The following is a 17204-nucleotide window of genomic DNA, read 5'->3' as shown; positions in this document are numbered from 1 at the left end:
AGACCATTGCAATGAATTCCGAATTGGTCGGCTTGCTCTTCATATGGTGGACCGTATAGCCGAACATTTTCGAAATGACTTCATAGTTCCCCCGATTCCAGGCGACTTCGATTGCATGGCGGATCGCCCTTTCCACACGGGAAGGCGTCGTGTTAAACTTCTCGGCGATTTCTGGATACAGGACTTTTGTGACAGAACCGAGCAGGTCGACATCGTGGTACACCATCGTGATCGCTTCCCGAAGGAATGCATACCCCTTGATGTGTGCAGGAACCCCGATTTCTTTGATAATGGCGGTAATCGCAGTGTCAATCGCTTTTTTGCTGAGTGTCTGCTGTTTGCCCGGCTCCGGAACATGGGAACTTGTTTTCAGTTGGCGCCCATTTTTCATTTGCAGGATCTGGTGGACGAGCCGGTCAAATTCAAACGGCTTCAGTATAAAGTAAGAAGCGCCGAGATCAGCAGCCTGCTTCATGATCTCTTCCTGACCGAACGCTGTCAGCATAATGATCGTCATATCCCCTGCGCCGCCATTTGCCTGAAGTTCTTCAAGCACTCCGATGCCATCCAGATGCGGCATGATGATATCCAGAAGCAAGACATCTGGCTTTTTTTCTTCAAGCATGTTCAGGCAAAGCTTCCCGTTTGCGGCTGTGCCAATCACTTCGATCTCCGGATGGTTCTCAAAATAAATCAGCATCGTCCTTACGAGTTCCCGATTGTCATCCGCCACTGCAACTTTAATTTTTTCCATTACATTTCCCCCTTTTAGAAAGCAAGCCCTGGTCCGAAGCTTGTTGAAGTAAGTTCGACGTCCTACCGTGTACACCTTCACCAAATCTTGAAATGAGACTCAAGGACGACATTTTCGACATGTTTCGACGAAATCCCACAATTCCAATGATTGTAGATCTACCTTTATTGTAATGCAGAAAAAGGAAAAAGCCATACCGTAGCAGGTATGGCCAACATTTTTTTCTATGGTTTTCGTTTTGTCATCTCTTCGACGGGAAGAGCTGCCCCTTTCAGGGGTTCCTCGACAAACATATGCGTCACGACACCGGCAAATTTTCCGTCTTGGATGATCGGGCTTCCGCTCATCCCTTGCAGAATCCCGCCCGTCTTCTCGATCAGTTCTTTATCTGTCACGGTAAATCGGAACACATCATCCGCCGCTGCTGTGATCTTGATGCTGTACTTGTCGATCTCTGTGCCCTTGATGGTTGTATAAATGTCCGCTTCCCCTTCACGGATCTCTGTCGGCCGCATAATCTCCAAAGGTTTCGGGAATGCTCCTGTTAACGATGACGACCATTTGCCGAATATGCCATAAATCTCGTTTTCGCGGATGTCGCCCAGGAGCTGATGACCGGATTCGATCGAAGAAATTTTGTATCCCGGTTTTCCCGGCTCGCTCTTCTTGATTTGTTCAACATCTGCAAGAAAGATCGAACCGCCGGAAAATGGCGGTGCACCGTCAAGTGTCCGGTCGATGATTTGGTGGCCCAGCGCGCCGTATTCACCGGTTTCCGGGTCCACATACGTCAGTGTGCCGATTCCTTCTGTCCTCTCCCGTACGAAGGAATGGAGGGTCAGGAGTTCCTTTTTGGATGCTCCTATCTCCATTTCATTGCCTTCACGTTCGATTTCGATCACCGCTTCTGCTCCGCCCGATGCTTTTGCGGCTTTTGTGATGTCCTGCAGCGTACTGACTTCTTTGCCATCAAGTGTTTTTACGATGTCTCCCGCTTTTAACCACTGTCCGTCCGCGACCAGGACATCATCCGTGACGATGAGCATGCCCAGTTCCAGATGGATGCCGATTGAGTGCCCCATCGGAATCAGGGTCTTCGGTCCGTCTGCCGCCGCACCAGAGGCACCCGATAAAAACAGGATGGCGAGCAGTGCAGGCAGCATCAGCTTCCGGCTAATCCATCTCATGGTTCACCTCCTCGTGCTGTTGTATCGTTACTATGTGTCCGGCCGGATTTCTTATGTCCGGTATAATGTAGCATGAGAATCCGTGTATGCCGAAAAGTGCCGCCATCAAGCGGTTTTTTCTGTTAGCCCGGCAAAAATGGTGAAATTTAAAATGATGATGATTGATTTCAGTTAATATGCTCAGATTAAGGCAAAGTACGAAAGCGGCTTCGGGTCACCGGATCAGTTCCCAAAAAACGCCCCCTGTCCGCAGCCAAAATGGCTTGCGGGCAGGGGGCGGCCGTTATGACATCACATTTCCTTTTTCCGTTCTGCCGCCATGACCAGCAACTCCTCTGCGTGCCGTTTGGTCAGGTCGGTCATTTCGGCACCGGTCATCATCCTGCTCAGTTCCTCGGTGCGTTCCATCCCTTCCAGTTCTTTGACGGAAGTGGTCGTGCGGTCGCCCGTGACTTCCTTTCGGATAAACAGGTGATGGTCTGCCATCGCGGCGACTTGCGGCAGGTGGGAAATGCAAAGCACCTGGGAGTTCAGAGAGATCACCGCGATTTTTTCGGCGATTGCCTGTGCAACACGGCCGCTGACGCCGGTATCCACCTCGTCAAAAATGATGGACGTGACTTCCTGATGTTTCGAGAAAATGGTTTTGAGCGCCAGCATCACCCGGGAAAGTTCTCCGCCGGATGCGACTTTGGCAAGCGGCTTGGGCGGCTCGCCGACGTTTGCGGATATGAGGAAAATGACATCTTCTGATCCGTTCCGGTCGAATTGGCTGCGTTCCCTGAAATCAACGGTAAATTGCGCTTTTTCCATATAGAGTTCTGACAGCTGATTGTGGATCGATTCAGCAAGCCGGACTGCGGCTTCTCTTCTCAGTCCCGCCAGTTCTCCGGCTTCCACGGCCAGATCGGCTTCGAGAGATTCGACTTCCTTCCGCTCGTCCTGCAGCCGCTCGTCACGGTTCAGCAGCTTTTCCAGCTCTTCAGCGATCTTGTCGCGGTATGCCAGAATCTCTGCCACTGTCGCGCCATATTTCCTCTTCATCGTCTGGAGAAGAGCGAGCCGGTGCTCCACTTCGTCGAGCCGGTTCGGGTCAAACTCCATGCCGTCGAGCATGTTCTTCAGAGAAAAGGCGGTTTCCTGCAGTGTATAGAACGCATCGGAAACGGAAGTCGCAAATTCCCCGGCCTGGGGGTCGACTTCCGCGGCATGCTCCAGGTCGCTCATGGCGGCACCTGTCCAGTCGAGTCCTTTCGATTCGCCTTGGATCGACTCATACGCGGAGGACACCCGCTCATAAATATCGTTGAAGTTTTTCAGGCGTGTGCGTTCTTCCTCCAGTTCTTCTTCTTCCCCTTCGTAGAAGCCAGCTTCGTCGATTTCCGTCAATTGGAACCGGTACAGGTCAATCCGGTGCGCCACCTGCTGCTCGGATTCGTCGTACCGTGTAAGCCTTCTTTTCAGCTTGACATACCGGTCGTAGAGGGAGGCGTAGCTTTCCTTGGCCGCCCCGATCGTTTGCCATCCGAACTGATCCAACAACAGCACATGGCGCTGCTCATCCATCAGTTCCTGTGTTTCATGCTGGCCATGGATGTCGATCAGTGCCGCCCCGACTTCACGGAGGATGGCCAAAGTGACAAGCTTGCCGTTTACCCGGCAAGTGCTTTTTCCCGAAGCGGAGATGTCGCGCCTCAGGATCACTGTACCCTCATCATCGGACGGGATGCCGGATTCCTCGAGTTTCCGGAAGACCGGATGGGCGTCGTGTGACACTTCGAACATCCCTTCCAGTTCGGCTTTTTTCTCCCCGTGCCGGATGAATTCGCTGGATCCCCTGCCACCGGCCAGAAGCTGGACGGCATCGATGATGATGGATTTACCGGCACCCGTTTCACCGGTCAGGACGGTCAGCCCGTTATCAAAACTGATCGACAGATCTCGGATGATGGCAAAATTCTTGATAGTCAGTTCTCTCAGCACAGGCGTTCACCCCCCTGATCAAAGCATGCCGAGCAGCTTTTCCCTCACCGTTTCCCGCTGTTCATCGTTTCTGCAAAGGATGAGACATGTGTCATCACCACAGATCGTTCCGAGGATTTCTTCCCATTCAATCTGGTCGACAAGTGAGCCGATGGCATGCGCGTTGCCCGGAAGCGTCTTCATCACAAGAAAATGCCCGGCACCGTCGATGCTCACAAAGGCATCGGTCAAAGCACGGTTCAATTTGCGCATCGGGTCAAAGCTGCGCTCGGCGGGCAGGCTATATTTATAGCGGCCGTCCCTGAGAGGGACTTTGACAAGGTGGAGTTCCTTGATGTCCCTGGATATGGTGGCCTGTGTCACGTTGAATCCTTCCTGCTTGAGCCGGTCGACCAGCTCGTCCTGCGTTTCAATTTCATGGTGTCCGATAATTTCCCGTATACGGATATGCCGTTGGCCCTTACTCACTCTATTCCCTCCGAAGAATGCATATTTCCTAATAAGAATGTACCATTATCCAATTTTCGCAACAACAAAAAACCCCCGATTCCGGGGGTCAGCCAAGCGTTTTGTGGGCTTCTTTCACGAGTTCTGCGAAAGCGCCTTCCGGGAGCCTGGATTCCGGATGATCTGATGATCTAAGGTGGAACAGGAATTCGATGTTGCCCTCACCGCCTGTTACCGGGGAAAACGAAGCATCGATCACGTCAAAACCTTCTGAAACCGCCATACCGGCGGTCCGCTCCAACACCTCGAGATGCACTGCAGAATCGCGGACAATCCCTTTTTTCCCGACCTTCTCACGGCCTGCTTCGAACTGGGGCTTCACAAGGGCAATCACATCGCCGCCCGGGATCAGCACTGTCTTCAAGGTCGGCAGAATGAGTCCGAGAGAAATGAACGAGACGTCGATCGTCGCGAATTCCGGCATGCCCTCCGTAAACAAGTCAGGGGTGGCATGCCGGAAATTGACCCGCTCCATGACCGTCACTCTGGGATCCTGCCGCAACTTGTAGGCCAGCTGGTTATAGCCGACATCCAGTGCATAACTGTGGAGCGCACCGTTCTGCAGCGCGCAGTCGGTGAAGCCGCCGGTCGATGCGCCGATGTCCAGGACAAGCTTGCCTTCGACACTCACATCAAATACCCCGAGGGCCTTTTCGAGTTTCAGCCCTCCGCGGCTTACATACTTCTGCGCGCTTCCCTTTACCCGGATATCGGCAACGGCAGGGATCTTTTCCCCAGGCTTGTCCATTCTGCGATCTCCGGAATAAACGATGCCGGCCATGACGGCGCGCTTTGCCTGTTCGCGCGTTTCAAACAGTCCGCGTTCAACCAGCAGGACATCGATCCGTTCTTTGGGAATTTTCTGCGTCATAGCGCATGCAAGCCTTTCTGTCGGGATAGGCCTACCAGCTCTTCCACCTTTTCGGAAAGCGCTTCTTCTGTCATCCCGATTTCCGCAAGCAGCTCGGGAACGCTTCCGTGCTCGATGAACTTGTCCGGAATTCCCATCCGGTCGATGATCGAACTGTGGAACCCGTGGTCATGCGCAAATTCCATGATCCCGCTTCCGAAGCCGCCGGCCAGTACCGCCTCTTCGACGGTGACAAGCGGAATGTTTCTACCAAGAAGGTTTTTCAGCATTTCCTCGTCGAATGGCTTGATAAATCGTGCGTTGACGACAGCCGCGTCGATGCCTTTTACGCGAAGGCGTTCGGCGGCGGACAGGGCCATGGGAATCGTTGTTCCGAATGTCAGGATGGCCGCGTCGCTGCCCTCCCTCAGCATTTCCCAAGAGCCGATCGGAATCTCCCTCAACTCTTCGTCGAGAGGAACGCCGAGACCGTTGCCGCGCGGATAACGAAGCGCGATGGGTCCGTCTTCATAGCTGACCGCGGTCCTGACCATATGCTGGCCCTCGTTTTCATCTTTCGGCATCATGATCGTCAGGTTCGGCATGCTTCTCAGGAAAGCAATGTCAAAGACGCCCTGATGGGTCTCTCCGTCCGCGCCAACAAGACCGGATCGGTCGATGCCGATAAAGACATTCAGGTTTTGCCTTGCAATATCGTGCAGTACCTGGTCATAGGCGCGCTGGAGGAAGGTCGAGTAGATGGCAAGGAACGGCTTCATCTCTTCGACGGCAAGCCCAGCGGCCATTGTGGTCGCATGCTGCTCGGCGATGCCGACATCAAACATGCGGTCCGGAAATTCCGATGCAAACCCTTCCAGTTTTGAGCCGACCGGCATGGCGGGAGTGATTGCGACAATCCGCTTGTCCTCGCGTGCAATCCGGCGGACCGTCTCGGAGATCAGCGCACTCCAGCCCGGTGCCTTTGAGTTGGACTTGATCAGGTCGCCGGTTTCGAACTTGTACGGTCCGGTGCCGTGCCATGTGCCGATCTTGTCTTCCTCCGCCGGGCGGAAGCCCTTGCCCTTCTTGGTCAGGACATGGATCAGGACGGGTCCTTCCATTTTCTTGGCATAGTTCAGGTTCGCTTCAAGATCTTCGAAACTGTGGCCGTCCACCGGACCGAGATAGGTAAAGCCGAGTTCCTCGAAAAAGACACCGGTGACAAGCAGGTATTTGAGACTGTCCTTTACCCGCTCCGCAGTTGAGGCGAGCTTGCCGCCCACTGCAGGGATCTTCTTGAGAAGGTATTCCAGCTCATCTTTGGCCTTGTTGTACTTGCCCGCCGTTCTCAATCGTCCGAGCACATTATGGAGTGCACCGACATTCGGCGCGATCGACATCTCATTGTCATTCAGGATGACGGTCATGTTCGTGCGCTCGGAGCCGATATGGTTCAGCGCTTCAAGCGCCATGCCTCCGGTCAGAGCGCCATCACCGATGACCGGGATCACATGGTTGTCCGCGCCTTTGATATCACGTGCAGCCGCCATGCCCATCGCAGCCGAAAGAGACGTCGAGCTGTGGCCGGTTTCCCAGACGTCATGCTCGCTCTCGATTCTTTTCGGGAACCCGCAGAGCCCCCTGTACTTCCTGAGCGTGGGGAAATCACACGCACGGCCGGTCAGGATTTTGTGGACGTAGGCCTGGTGTCCGACGTCCCAAATCATTTTATCCCGCGGGCTGTCAAAGGCCCGGTGAAGGGCGATTGTCAGCTCAACGACCCCGAGGTTCGGCCCGATGTGGCCGCCGGTAGCCGACAACTCACGGATCAGGAACGACCGGATATCCGAAGCCAGAGCCTCCAATTCCCCGTAGCCGAGTTCCTTCAGGAAGGATGGATCGGAAATCTTGGTCAAATCCATCGCCATCACTCACCTTTATCAAAAAATAGGTAAAAATATTCTTTGTCCATTATAGCAGTGTCCGTCCCTTACACAAACCATACGCCCCGTCAGGAAACGCGCTGGATGATGTAATCCGCAAGCAGGCGCAGGATCGGATCGGGATCTTTCAGGAACGAAACGGCTTTCACGGCCTCGGTATGGTGATGGAGCAGCTTTTTCTTCGCGCCTTCCATCGTCAGGATTGCAGGATAGGTGTTTTTCCCTTGTTCTGCGTCTGCACCGGTTTTCTTGCCCGTGATTTTCTCATCCCCGACAACATCGAGAATGTCATCCTGGATCTGGAAAGCGATTCCGATATGCCGGGCATATCGCCTCAGTTGCTCCCGTTCCGTGGATTTTGCCTTTGAGAGCACCGCCCCCGCCTCCACCGCAAAGGTCAGGAGTGCTCCGGTTTTGAGTCTGTGGACATTTTCCAGTTCCTTTTCCGACAGTTTTTTCTGTTCAGCTGCCATATCAAGCATCTGGCCGCCGACCATGCCTTCCGCACCTGCTGCGCTTGTCAGGAGGAGGATGAGCTCAAGCCTTTCGGAATCTGTCAAAGACGGAGCTTTCCCGATCAGCGAAAAGCTCTCCGTCAGCATGGCATCACCCGCGAGGATGGCAGTTGCCTCTCCATAGACTTTATGATTTGTCGGCTTTCCACGCCGGAGGTCGTCATCATCCATCGCAGGCAGGTCGTCGTGGATAAGCGAGTATGTATGGATCATTTCCAGAGCGGCGCCCACATGCAGTTCGGCCGGATGCACGCGGCCGAGGTCGTGAAGTACAGCGGAAATGAGCAGGGGGCGGATCCTCTTGCCTCCAGCCGTCAGGGAGTAGAGCATCGATTCCTTCAGAAGCGAATCGGTATCCAGATTTCTGACAGCACCCTCGAGAACAGGCACGAGGTCATTGACCCGGCTATCCATGAAATCCTTCAGTTTTTCATTCATCCCGGTTTCCTCCTTGAGCAGGATCAAAGGCCGTTGCCTCCCCTTCTTTATCGATCAGCGTCACCAGCTGCTTTTCAGCGGACTGCAGCTTACCGTGGCAGACGGCTGACAGCTCCATCCCTTTTTTGTAAAGGTCGATGGCGTCTTCCAGAGGGACATCCCCCGATTCCAGCCGGCGGACAATGTCCTCCAGTCGGCCGATCGCCTCTTCAAAACGGATATCCTTGTTTTCCTGTTTTTGCTCGTCCATTTATCGTTCCACGTCCTTTCGTTCTGAAGGGGTTCCCACTTCTGCTTCCACCGTTCCGTCGCGGAAAGAGATGGAGACCCGATCGCCCGCTTCAAGCTCCCCTGCAGACTTGATGACCCGGTCCCCGCTCCGAACGAGGCTGTAGCCACGCTCCATGACGGACAGCGGGTTCAGCGCCCGCAGTGTGCGTACTGCCGAATCAAGCATCCTGCCGTGGTGCCGGATGTTGTCTTCTGCCGCGCGATAAAGTTCGCGGTCCAGCCTATCTGTACGCTCGACGGCCTGAGCCAGAATCTGGCGCGGCGAGCGGGCGGCGAGCCGCGCGTCCAGATTGGAGACGGCCAGTTTCCGTTCTGTGATCATCCGGGAGGCTCCCTGTCCGAGCCGTTCGTCCAGCCCTTCCAGCCTCTCGGAAAACGGCCGGTAAAGCCGTTCGGGATAACTCATCGGATAGGAGGATTCCAGCCGCTCCAGCCGCTTGCGTTCATGCCGCACCCTTGTCATGAGCGACTGATGGAGCCTGGATCTTGATTCAAGGATTCGCCTGGAAACTTCTACACGGTCCGGGACCGCCAGCTCTGCAGCAGCGGTCGGCGTCGGCGCCCGGAGGTCCGCGACGAAATCTGCGATGACCGTGTCCGTTTCATGGCCGACCGCACTGATGACGGGAATACGGGAAGAAAAGATTTCTCTTGCCACTTCTTCCTCATTGAACGCCCATAAATCTTCAATGGATCCTCCGCCGCGCCCGACGATCAGGACATCGATGCTGTCATGCCGGTTGGCCTGGCGGATTGCACTGACGATGGAAGGAACTGCGTTTGGCCCCTGCACAACGGCGGGGAACAGCAACACGTCAGCAAGCGGATAGCGCCGGTTCAGTGTCGTGCAGATATCCCGTACCGCTGCGCCGGTCGGTGCCGTGATCACGCCCACCCTGCCAGGGAACACCGGAATCGGCTGTTTCCATTCGGCGTTGAACAGCCCTTCCTTTCCTAGCCGTTCCTTGAGCTGCTCAAAAGCGATATACAATTCCCCCACGCCGTCCGGCTGCATCATATTCACGTAAAGCTGGTATTGTCCGGCGGCCTCATACACATTCACATCTCCGCGGATCAAAACGTTCATCCCTTCTTCAGGCCTGAATTTCAGCCGGGATGCACTGGAGCGGAACATGGCTGCCTGGATTCGCGAGCGGTTGTCTTTTAGTGTGAAATAAATATGCCCGGAGAAGTGAAGCTTGACGTTCGACAGTTCCCCCTTGACGTAGACATCTCGCAGATGAAGATCCGCATCGAATTTCCGCTTGATGTATTTGGTCAGCGCACCGACGCTCAGATACGGATTTTGCATACGGCACCGCCTCTCTTTCGGAATATAGCAAAGAAGCGGCAAGGGCGGCAGGCTTCCCGCAGGTACTTTGCCGTCTTTGCCGCTTGCTGGTCATAGTTGGGGTTCCTGCTTGCGTCGTTCCGATCAGCGCGCGGCCTTGTGGGCCTTTTCCGCACTTTTCAGGGTATTGGACATCAGCATCGCAATGGTCATCGGGCCGACTCCGCCCGGAACCGGCGTGATGGCCGATGCCGCCGGCAGTACACGGTCGAAATCGACATCCCCGTGAAGCTTGCCGTCCTCACCGCGATTGATGCCGACATCGATGACGACAGCTCCGTCCTTGACATGTTCAGGCCCGATCATCCCTTCACGTCCGACCGCGGCGACCAGGACATCCGCCTGGCGGGTAACCGACGGCAAGTCCTCCGTCCTCGAATGGCAGATCGTGACGGTTGCATTTGCCTGGAGAAGTAGCATGGACATCGGCTTTCCGACTATGTTGCTCCGTCCGACCACGACGGCATGCTTGCCGTTCAGATCCACTCCCGTGCGTTCCAGCATGACCATGATGCCGAGAGGTGTACACGGAACGAATCCGTCCATCCCGGCCATGAGCCTTCCGGCATTTTCAGGGTGGAAGCCATCGACGTCCTTGTCGGGGTGGATGGCCGCGATGATCCGCTGCTCGTCAATCTGCTCCGGCAGCGGAAGCTGGACAAGGATGCCGTGGATTGCCGGATCCGTGTTCAGCCTGTTGATCTCATCAAGGAGGGCGGATTCTCGAGTCCCCTTGTCCATCCTGATCACTTCGGAGTGCATGCCGAGCGCCTTGGTTGTTCGCTCTTTGCTGCCGACATATGCCGATGATGCCGCATCGTCCCCTACGAGGATGACTGCGAGCCCCGGTGTCGTGCCCTCAGCCTTGAGGCGTTCCACGCCCTCTTTTACTTCTTCTTTTACCTGCCTGCTGATTTCTTTGCCGTCAATGATCTTGCCTTCCACAGTGTTCACTCCAAGCTGTATAGGTTTCAGTCTGTGTATTTGGACAGTACGCCGTTTACGAAGCGGCTTGATTTTTCATCCCCGAATGTCTTGCTGAGCTCGATTGCTTCGTTTAGCACGACTTTGGATGGTGTTTCCTTCATATGAAGGAGTTCATAGACGGCCATGCGAAGCACGGTTCTTTCAACCTTCGGAAGCCGTTCCAGTTTCCAGTTTTCAAGCTTCGACTTCAGCGACTCGTCGATCTCTTCCCGCTTGTCGTAGGTCCCATTGACGAGCGTCTCATAAAACTTGTCACGGACATCATCCTCACCCGTGATATGATCCATGGCCTCTTCAGGTGTCATTTCCGTGCTGTCCAGCTGGAACAGCGTCTGCATGGCTTTTTCTCGTGCTTCATGTCGTTTCATCCGGGCAATCTCCTCTTTTTGCATCGTTCTGGACTATGATAGCATATTTTCACCGTTCCGTATGAATCCGTACGGAAAAAGCCGCCATGATTTGGCGGCTTTCTTTCTAGGCACGTTCTTCCGTCTGGTCGAACTGGATGCCGGTGATATGGACGTTCACTTCTTCCGGTTCAATCGCGGTCATATTGAAAACCGACTGGCGGACGTTTTTCTGGATTTCACGGGCGATGGAAGGGACCGAACGGCCGTATTCCACCGAACAATAGACATCGATGAAAAGCCCGTCATCGTTAAAGTCGATTTTGACTCCCTTGCCGTGCACCTTGCGTCCCAGCTTTTCCGCTACCCCGGTTGCAAAAGACCCCCTCATGTCGGCCACCCCTTCCACTTCTGCAGTGGCGATGCCGACGATCACTTCCAGCACTTCCGGGGCGAGCTCGACCTTGCCGTACATTTCCTTGCCGGCTGCGGCCGCTGCCTCATGGGAGGAATTCGGTTGTTCTGCCATCCGGATCATCCCTTTCTCTCAATGTTATCTGGCTTCTTCAGTTTCAGCCATTACATCATATTTTTCAAGGAACTTGGTGTCAAAGTCTCCGGACTTGAACACGTCATGGTCCATGAGATTGAGATGGAACGGAATGGTGGTTTCGACGCCTTCCACCACGAACTCCGACAGTGCCCGCTTCATCCGGGCCACCGCCTCTTCGCGTGTGTCGGCGAATGTGATCAACTTGGCGACCATCGAATCGTAAAACGGCGGGATCATATATCCCGGATAAACCGCCGAGTCGACCCTGACGCCATTGCCTCCGGGGACGATATACATGTTTACTCGCCCCGGAGACGGCATGAAGTTGCGCGAAGGGTTTTCTGCGTTGATGCGGCACTCAATCGACCAGCCGCTGATCTTCACGTCTTCCTGTTTGATTTCAAGCGGCTCACCCGATGCGATCTTTAACTGCTGGGCGATCAGGTCGATGCCCGTGACCATCTCGGTGACCGGGTGTTCCACCTGGATCCGAGTATTCATCTCCATGAAATAGAATTGGTCGTTAATATGGTCATAGATGAACTCCACCGTGCCCGCACTGCGGTAGCCGACCGCCTGCGCGGCGCGGACGGCGGCCTGTCCCATCTCTTCACGAGTTTTCTGCGAAAGAGCCGGGGAAGGCGCTTCCTCGACCAGCTTTTGCATACGGCGCTGGATCGAGCAGTCGCGCTCCCCGAGGTGGATGGTGTTGCCGAACTGGTCGGCGAGCACCTGGATTTCGACATGGCGGAAATTCTCAATGAACTTTTCGAGATAGACGCCAGGGTTGCCGAAAGCGGCGGCGGCTTCTTTCTGGGTGATCTCGACGCCCTTTTTCAGCTCGGCTTCATCACGTGCGACGCGGATCCCTTTTCCGCCGCCGCCTGCTGTAGCCTTGATGATGACCGGGAATCCGATCTCTTTTGCAACTTCCAGGGCGCCTTCAGGGCCGTCGACGATCCCTTTGGAACCCGGAACCACGGGCACGCCCGCTTTGCGCATCGTTTCACGGGCGACGTCTTTGGTTCCCATCTTCGAGATGGCTTCCGCGGAAGGGCCGATGAACGTGACATTGACTTCTTCGCATAGTTCCGCGAAATCGGCGTTTTCTGCAAGGAATCCGTAACCCGGGTGGATGCCGTCGCAGCCGGTCATCTTGGCGACACTGATGACATTCGTAAAGTTCAGATAACTGTCTTTGGATTGCTTGGGCCCGATGCAGTACGCTTCATCGGCCATTTCGACGTGCAGGGCTTCGCGGTCCGCCTCTGAGTAAACGGCGACCGTCTGGATGCCGAGGTCCCGGCACGCCCGGATAATTCGGACCGCGATTTCACCGCGGTTGGCTATGAGGACTTTTTTCATCTTGTCAGCCCCCCTTATTCCGGCTTGACCAGGAACAGCGGCTGGCCGTATTCGACGAGTTGTCCGTCTTCCACGAGGATCTGCGCAATCTCCCCGTTGATTTCGGCTTCGATTTCGTTAAACAGTTTCATAGCTTCGACGATGCACACGACACTGTCCTGCTTGACTTTGTCTCCGACCGAGACGAATGGAGGTGCATCCGGGGATGGCGACTGGTAGAATGTCCCGACCATCGGGGATTTCACTTCAAGCAGATTTTCGTCCTGCGAAGCGGGTGCAGGAGCAGCTTCCTGCTGCTTCGGCTCTTCCTGGGCAGCAGGTACAGGTTGTGTTGCCGGTGCAGAAGGTGCTGCCGGGGCCGGTGCTGAAACAGGCGCTGCAGGAGCGGCTTCCATTACCTGGACAGCTCCGCCTTTTTTCAGCTTGATCTCTCCTTCTTCTGTCTTGTACTTGAATTCTTCAATTCCTGTCTGGTCGATCAATTTGATGATTTCGCGGATTTCTTGAATTTTAAGCATTTCGACGACTCCTCTAACTTTAAGTGTGTACCCTTACATTTTAGACGTTTGTATAGGTTTTTTAAATACTTATCACATAAAAGCGAGGAAACCGGTACTGAAGTACGAGAAAAGGAATAGAAAAAACAGAATAATATACAAAAAAAGAAAAAGGCCTTGCGGAGGCCTTGTTCATTGTCCCGACTTAAAATCCACGGAGACGCTCGATGAATCTTCCCATTCGCTCTTGACCGTATAGACAATCTGGTCTGCTTGTGCGGCTGACAGTTCATCGGCGATGACACTGACTTTCACTGCACCGTCTCCGGTTCGGACGACTGCATCTTCGTAACCGAGGTCCTTGATCAGCATCTCGAGCATGGCTTCTGCTGTCTCCTGCTTGGTGAGCCCCTGCATTTCATCAAATGCCTGGTTGCGTTCTTCGGCAGTCAGATCATCGGATGTAATTTTCTGTGTAAGCAATTCGCGCTGCTGGCTTCGCTCATTTCGCATTTCCATCCGGATCTCTTCGAACAGATAGCTTTCGGCAAATACGGGTGTTGCGTCGCTGCCTGCGTCGCCAAGTTTGGTGTCTTCGATCGTATCGTCCGAGAAAATCGTAATGCCGTCAAAAGGCATCGGATTGCGATCAAACAGGTAGTACACTCCGATTACCGCCACCAGGCTGAGCAACGTCAGGAACCACACACCTTTTTTCTTCACTCTCATCCCTCTTCCCCCTCATTTTTCATTTCCACTACGACAATCCGGTGTTCGGGCAATTGCAGGACACCTGACAGGATGCGGGCCAGTTCGGCTCTGACCCGAGGATCGCCGGCCCCTTCCGCCACAACGAGGATTCCGCCGGAGGGCGTGTCCTGCCCTTCACCGGACGCGGGCCCGAAATAACTGTCAAGAGGCATCAGAATGCCAGCCTGCTCCGCCTTGTCCCCGCCCTGCCGGTAGATCCTTGTTTTTCCGACACCTTTGATATCGGAAAGGACGGATTCGAGATCCGACGGGCCCGGCACGGCGCTTTCTCCTCCGTTCCCCGCAAAGAGCCCGGTCAGCCCAGGCGCCAGGATGAACAGGCAGGCGGCGCCGGCGAGCAGGAGCGGCAGGGCGCTCTTCTTAAAGGTTTTCTCCATGTCATCTCCACGCTTCCCGTCCTTTCAATCAGTGCTCTATCCGGAAGATGGGAGCGATCGGGGCGCTCCGGCGGGCCGGGACCGCCGTACCGTGATCTCCGGCTATTCATCCTGAGACATAGTATGCACCGCTCGTACAGGCTATGACCCGGACAACATCGAGATCAGGCCGAGAAGGTAAAGGAGCACCGCAAGCCTCATCAGCGGCATGAAGTTCTCACGCTCATCCGGCCCGAGTGCAGCGCCGGCGACGGCAACCATCCCGATCAGCCAGATCAGGCCGGCAATCCAATCCCACATTTCATCACCCCGCTCCGGCAATGACCTTGATCAGGACGATGGATAAAATAGCCGTATAAAAAATTGCGAATGCCACGATCAGCATGATTCCGCAAAGGACAAACAGCGTCTTTCCAATATCATCGAAAAGCCCCGCAAGGTCCTCATGCGCAAACGGCTCGCACAGTGCCGCAATCCATTTGTAGAGAAATGCCGTCAGAAGCACATACGCCACCGGGGTCAGGCTGGTTACGAGCAGTGCCACGATCAGGTAGCTTCCGGCGATCGGCGCCAGGCCGGAAGAGTATTTTCCGACCACGGCCATCGTATCTGTAATAAACGATCCGACAAGAGGCACATGTTGCCGCAGCAGAGCCTTGATCGGCTCCGACACGGCACTTCCCGAGGACCATGCCATCGCACCGGTCGCTGTGATGAAAAGTGAATAGCAAGCAATGATCACGGAAATTGTGCCGAGAAGGGTCACTCGGATCATTTCTGAAATCCGCGTAAACGGAATTTCCGGGACGAGCCTGGACAGGTAGTCCAGGATAAAGCTGACAATCAGCAGCGGAACCATCCACTTCCCCCCGATTACGACAGCCCCTTGGACAAACAGAAAGACCGCAGGGTTCCAGTTGATGAGTGATAGCGCTCCGCCTGCAGCGGTCATTCCCGCGGCAAGCACCGGATAGATGCCTAGGAACAATCCCGTCATTTTCCCGATAAGCCCGTCCATCATGCGAACCGCATCTATTGCCGGTCCCATTGCCGCCGCCCCGGCCGAGACAAGAAGGAAAAGCCTTGTCCAATCCCGGAATTGCGGAACGACAAAATCCGCCGCCAGGGCTGCGGCGGAAAGGACGATGATCAGAACGAACAGCTTTGCGGGCGGCGCAGCAACGGCAGCAATCAGTTCCCACATTCCATTCGCCCCCTTTCCATTACGGCAGCAGACCGGTGAGCATATTCGCCGCCTCTCTGAACTCCCCCAGCCAGACACCGACGAGCAGCAGTTGGACAGCGGTATGGGACAGACGGCCGATCGGGCCGTAGCCGATTTCCCCTAACATGTCCCGGAATGAGGCGGACAGATAAAACAGAAAAGCCGACCCGGCGATCAGGCGGATTTGCCGGGCACCCGGTCCATCCCAGGCAAGCGGCAGCTCCTGCAAAAGCGGTACGGCCATCCGGAACGCCAGTTGGGCGAGGAGCAGGAAAAAGAAAATCAGAAGAAAAAACGGCGTCATCTTCGGCAGGAAAGTGTCCAGTATAATCAGCAGGAACACCATAACCACAGCGGACAGAATAATTTCCATAGGCGCCCTCTACGCGGAAAGCCATGAGAAAAATGATGAAATTTCTGTAAAGAAAATCCGGAGAAATCGCAGCATCTCTGCCGTGATATACAGATAAGCGATGAAAAATATAAAAAAGGAATACTCTTTCTTCCCCGTCTGCTCGAAAAACAGATGCAGGAAGGCGATGACGAGACCGACTCCCGCTACCCGGAGAATATCTTGAAGTTCCACACGCGGCCCTCCCGTTTTTTCGAGTTTATGCGGCTCCGGAAGGGGTTATGCGGCATCCTGACGGGGAGGAAGCGGACGTGACCGGGGGAAGTTGCGGGTTTTGCGAGGCGAGCGGGGGTCCGTGTAGCGAGTCGTGAGTGCCTGCAGCACGTCGCGGATCCATGTGGCAAATGGAAGATCTATAATGCGTATGAAAAAGCCATGTAACAAATGGCACGTTCATATTGCAAACGGAAGGCCTATATTGCAAATGGCAGGCCCATGCGGCAAACTGCATGCCTATATTGCAAACGGTGGATCCACGTGGCAAACTGCATGCCTATATTGCAAACGGTGGATCCATGCGGCAAACCGCAGGCCTATATTGCAAATCACGGATCCATGCGGCAAACTGCAGGCCCATATTGCAAATCACGGATCCATGCGGCAAACTGCAGGCCCATATTGCAAACGGTGGATCCATGTGGCAACCGCATGCCCATATTGCAAATCACGGATCCATGCGGCAAACTGCATGCCCATATTGCAAATCACGGATCCATGCGGCAAACTGCATGCCCATATTGCAAACCGCAGGCCCATGCGGCAAACTGCTGGCCCATATTGCAAATCACGGATCCATGCGGCAAACTGCAGGCACATTTTGCAAATCGCCAGCCCATACGGCAACCCAAAAA

20 protein-coding genes are annotated in these 17204 nt (G+C 54.7%); all 20 read right to left on the bottom strand.

Annotated elements, in window-relative coordinates; all coding sequences use genetic code 11:
* Positions 1-754, bottom strand: a 754-nt coding sequence (gene spo0A, locus BLT01_RS14510) for a sporulation transcription factor Spo0A (protein WP_092098979.1), incomplete at its 3' end; no start/stop codon positions are given.
* Between the two features lie 224 nt (positions 755-978).
* Positions 979-1941, bottom strand: a complete 963-nt coding sequence (locus BLT01_RS14505; protein WP_092098977.1) for a SpoIVB peptidase S55 domain-containing protein — start codon at positions 1939-1941, stop codon at positions 979-981.
* A 291-nt stretch (positions 1942-2232) separates the two neighbouring features.
* A complete protein-coding gene (gene recN / locus BLT01_RS14500) occupies positions 2233-3924 on the bottom strand; it encodes a DNA repair protein RecN (protein ID WP_092098975.1) in 1692 nt (563 codons plus the stop codon).
* A gap of 18 nt (positions 3925-3942) precedes the next feature.
* The gene (ahrC, locus tag BLT01_RS14495; RefSeq protein ID WP_092098973.1) at positions 3943-4392 is read right to left on the bottom strand and encodes a transcriptional regulator AhrC/ArgR; all 450 of its coding nucleotides are present in this window, start codon (positions 4390-4392) and stop codon (positions 3943-3945) included.
* Between the two features lie 88 nt (positions 4393-4480).
* On the bottom strand, positions 4481-5302 hold the full coding sequence (locus BLT01_RS14490) for a TlyA family RNA methyltransferase (RefSeq protein ID WP_092098971.1): 822 nt from the start codon (positions 5300-5302) through the stop codon (positions 4481-4483).
* The gene (gene dxs / locus BLT01_RS14485; RefSeq protein ID WP_092098984.1) at positions 5299-7203 is read right to left on the bottom strand and encodes a 1-deoxy-D-xylulose-5-phosphate synthase; all 1905 of its coding nucleotides are present in this window, start codon (positions 7201-7203) and stop codon (positions 5299-5301) included. Before dxs ends, BLT01_RS14490 begins: the two co-directional genes overlap by 4 nt.
* Positions 7204-7292: 89 nt before the next feature.
* The gene (locus tag BLT01_RS14480) at positions 7293-8177 is read right to left on the bottom strand and encodes a polyprenyl synthetase family protein (RefSeq protein WP_092098968.1); all 885 of its coding nucleotides are present in this window, start codon (positions 8175-8177) and stop codon (positions 7293-7295) included.
* Positions 8170-8427, bottom strand: a complete 258-nt coding sequence (locus BLT01_RS14475; RefSeq protein ID WP_092098966.1) for an exodeoxyribonuclease VII small subunit — start codon at positions 8425-8427, stop codon at positions 8170-8172. Before BLT01_RS14475 ends, BLT01_RS14480 begins: the two co-directional genes overlap by 8 nt.
* A complete protein-coding gene (xseA, locus tag BLT01_RS14470) occupies positions 8428-9780 on the bottom strand; it encodes an exodeoxyribonuclease VII large subunit (protein ID WP_092098964.1) in 1353 nt (450 codons plus the stop codon).
* A gap of 123 nt (positions 9781-9903) precedes the next feature.
* Positions 9904-10764 carry a bifunctional methylenetetrahydrofolate dehydrogenase/methenyltetrahydrofolate cyclohydrolase FolD gene (gene folD / locus BLT01_RS14465; protein WP_092098962.1) on the bottom strand — a complete coding sequence of 287 codons (861 nt, stop codon included), beginning with the start codon at positions 10762-10764 and terminating at the stop codon, positions 9904-9906.
* 26 nt (positions 10765-10790) lie between these two features.
* Positions 10791-11174 carry a transcription antitermination factor NusB gene (nusB, locus tag BLT01_RS14460; protein WP_092098960.1) on the bottom strand — a complete coding sequence of 128 codons (384 nt, stop codon included), beginning with the start codon at positions 11172-11174 and terminating at the stop codon, positions 10791-10793.
* A 106-nt stretch (positions 11175-11280) separates the two neighbouring features.
* A complete protein-coding gene (locus BLT01_RS14455) occupies positions 11281-11682 on the bottom strand; it encodes an Asp23/Gls24 family envelope stress response protein (protein ID WP_092098981.1) in 402 nt (133 codons plus the stop codon).
* Between the two features lie 24 nt (positions 11683-11706).
* Positions 11707-13071, bottom strand: coding sequence for an acetyl-CoA carboxylase biotin carboxylase subunit (gene accC / locus BLT01_RS14450; RefSeq protein ID WP_092098958.1), 1365 nt, complete (start codon positions 13069-13071; stop codon positions 11707-11709).
* Positions 13072-13085: 14 nt separating this feature from the next.
* A complete protein-coding gene (gene accB / locus BLT01_RS14445; RefSeq protein ID WP_092098956.1) occupies positions 13086-13589 on the bottom strand; it encodes an acetyl-CoA carboxylase biotin carboxyl carrier protein in 504 nt (167 codons plus the stop codon).
* Positions 13590-13760: 171 nt separating this feature from the next.
* Positions 13761-14297, bottom strand: coding sequence for a SpoIIIAH-like family protein (locus BLT01_RS14440; protein WP_092098954.1), 537 nt, complete (start codon positions 14295-14297; stop codon positions 13761-13763).
* The gene (locus tag BLT01_RS14435; protein ID WP_092098952.1) at positions 14294-14716 is read right to left on the bottom strand and encodes a hypothetical protein; all 423 of its coding nucleotides are present in this window, start codon (positions 14714-14716) and stop codon (positions 14294-14296) included. The genes BLT01_RS14440 and BLT01_RS14435 overlap by 4 nt, the downstream gene beginning before the upstream one ends.
* Before the next feature lie 141 nt (positions 14717-14857).
* On the bottom strand, positions 14858-15016 hold the full coding sequence (locus tag BLT01_RS15265) for a hypothetical protein (protein WP_176765182.1): 159 nt from the start codon (positions 15014-15016) through the stop codon (positions 14858-14860).
* 4 nt (positions 15017-15020) lie between these two features.
* Complete coding sequence (locus BLT01_RS14430) at positions 15021-15920, bottom strand: stage III sporulation protein AE (protein ID WP_092098950.1); 900 nt, start codon at positions 15918-15920, stop codon at positions 15021-15023.
* Positions 15921-15939: 19 nt separating this feature from the next.
* Positions 15940-16314: a hypothetical protein gene (locus tag BLT01_RS14425; protein WP_092098948.1), complete on the bottom strand. Its 375-nt coding sequence runs from the start codon at positions 16312-16314 to the stop codon at positions 15940-15942.
* 9 nt (positions 16315-16323) lie between these two features.
* Positions 16324-16527 carry a SpoIIIAC/SpoIIIAD family protein gene (locus BLT01_RS14420; RefSeq protein ID WP_008298205.1) on the bottom strand — a complete coding sequence of 68 codons (204 nt, stop codon included), beginning with the start codon at positions 16525-16527 and terminating at the stop codon, positions 16324-16326.
* Positions 16528-17204 lie beyond the last annotated feature (677 nt).

Origin of the sequence: Bhargavaea beijingensis (genome assembly GCF_900101985.1) — a bacterium.
GTDB classification, from domain to species: Bacteria; Bacillota; Bacilli; order Bacillales_A; family Planococcaceae; genus Bhargavaea; species Bhargavaea beijingensis.
The sequence above is the reverse complement of the archived record's forward strand: the minus strand, read 5'-3'. Positions and strand labels throughout refer to the sequence as shown.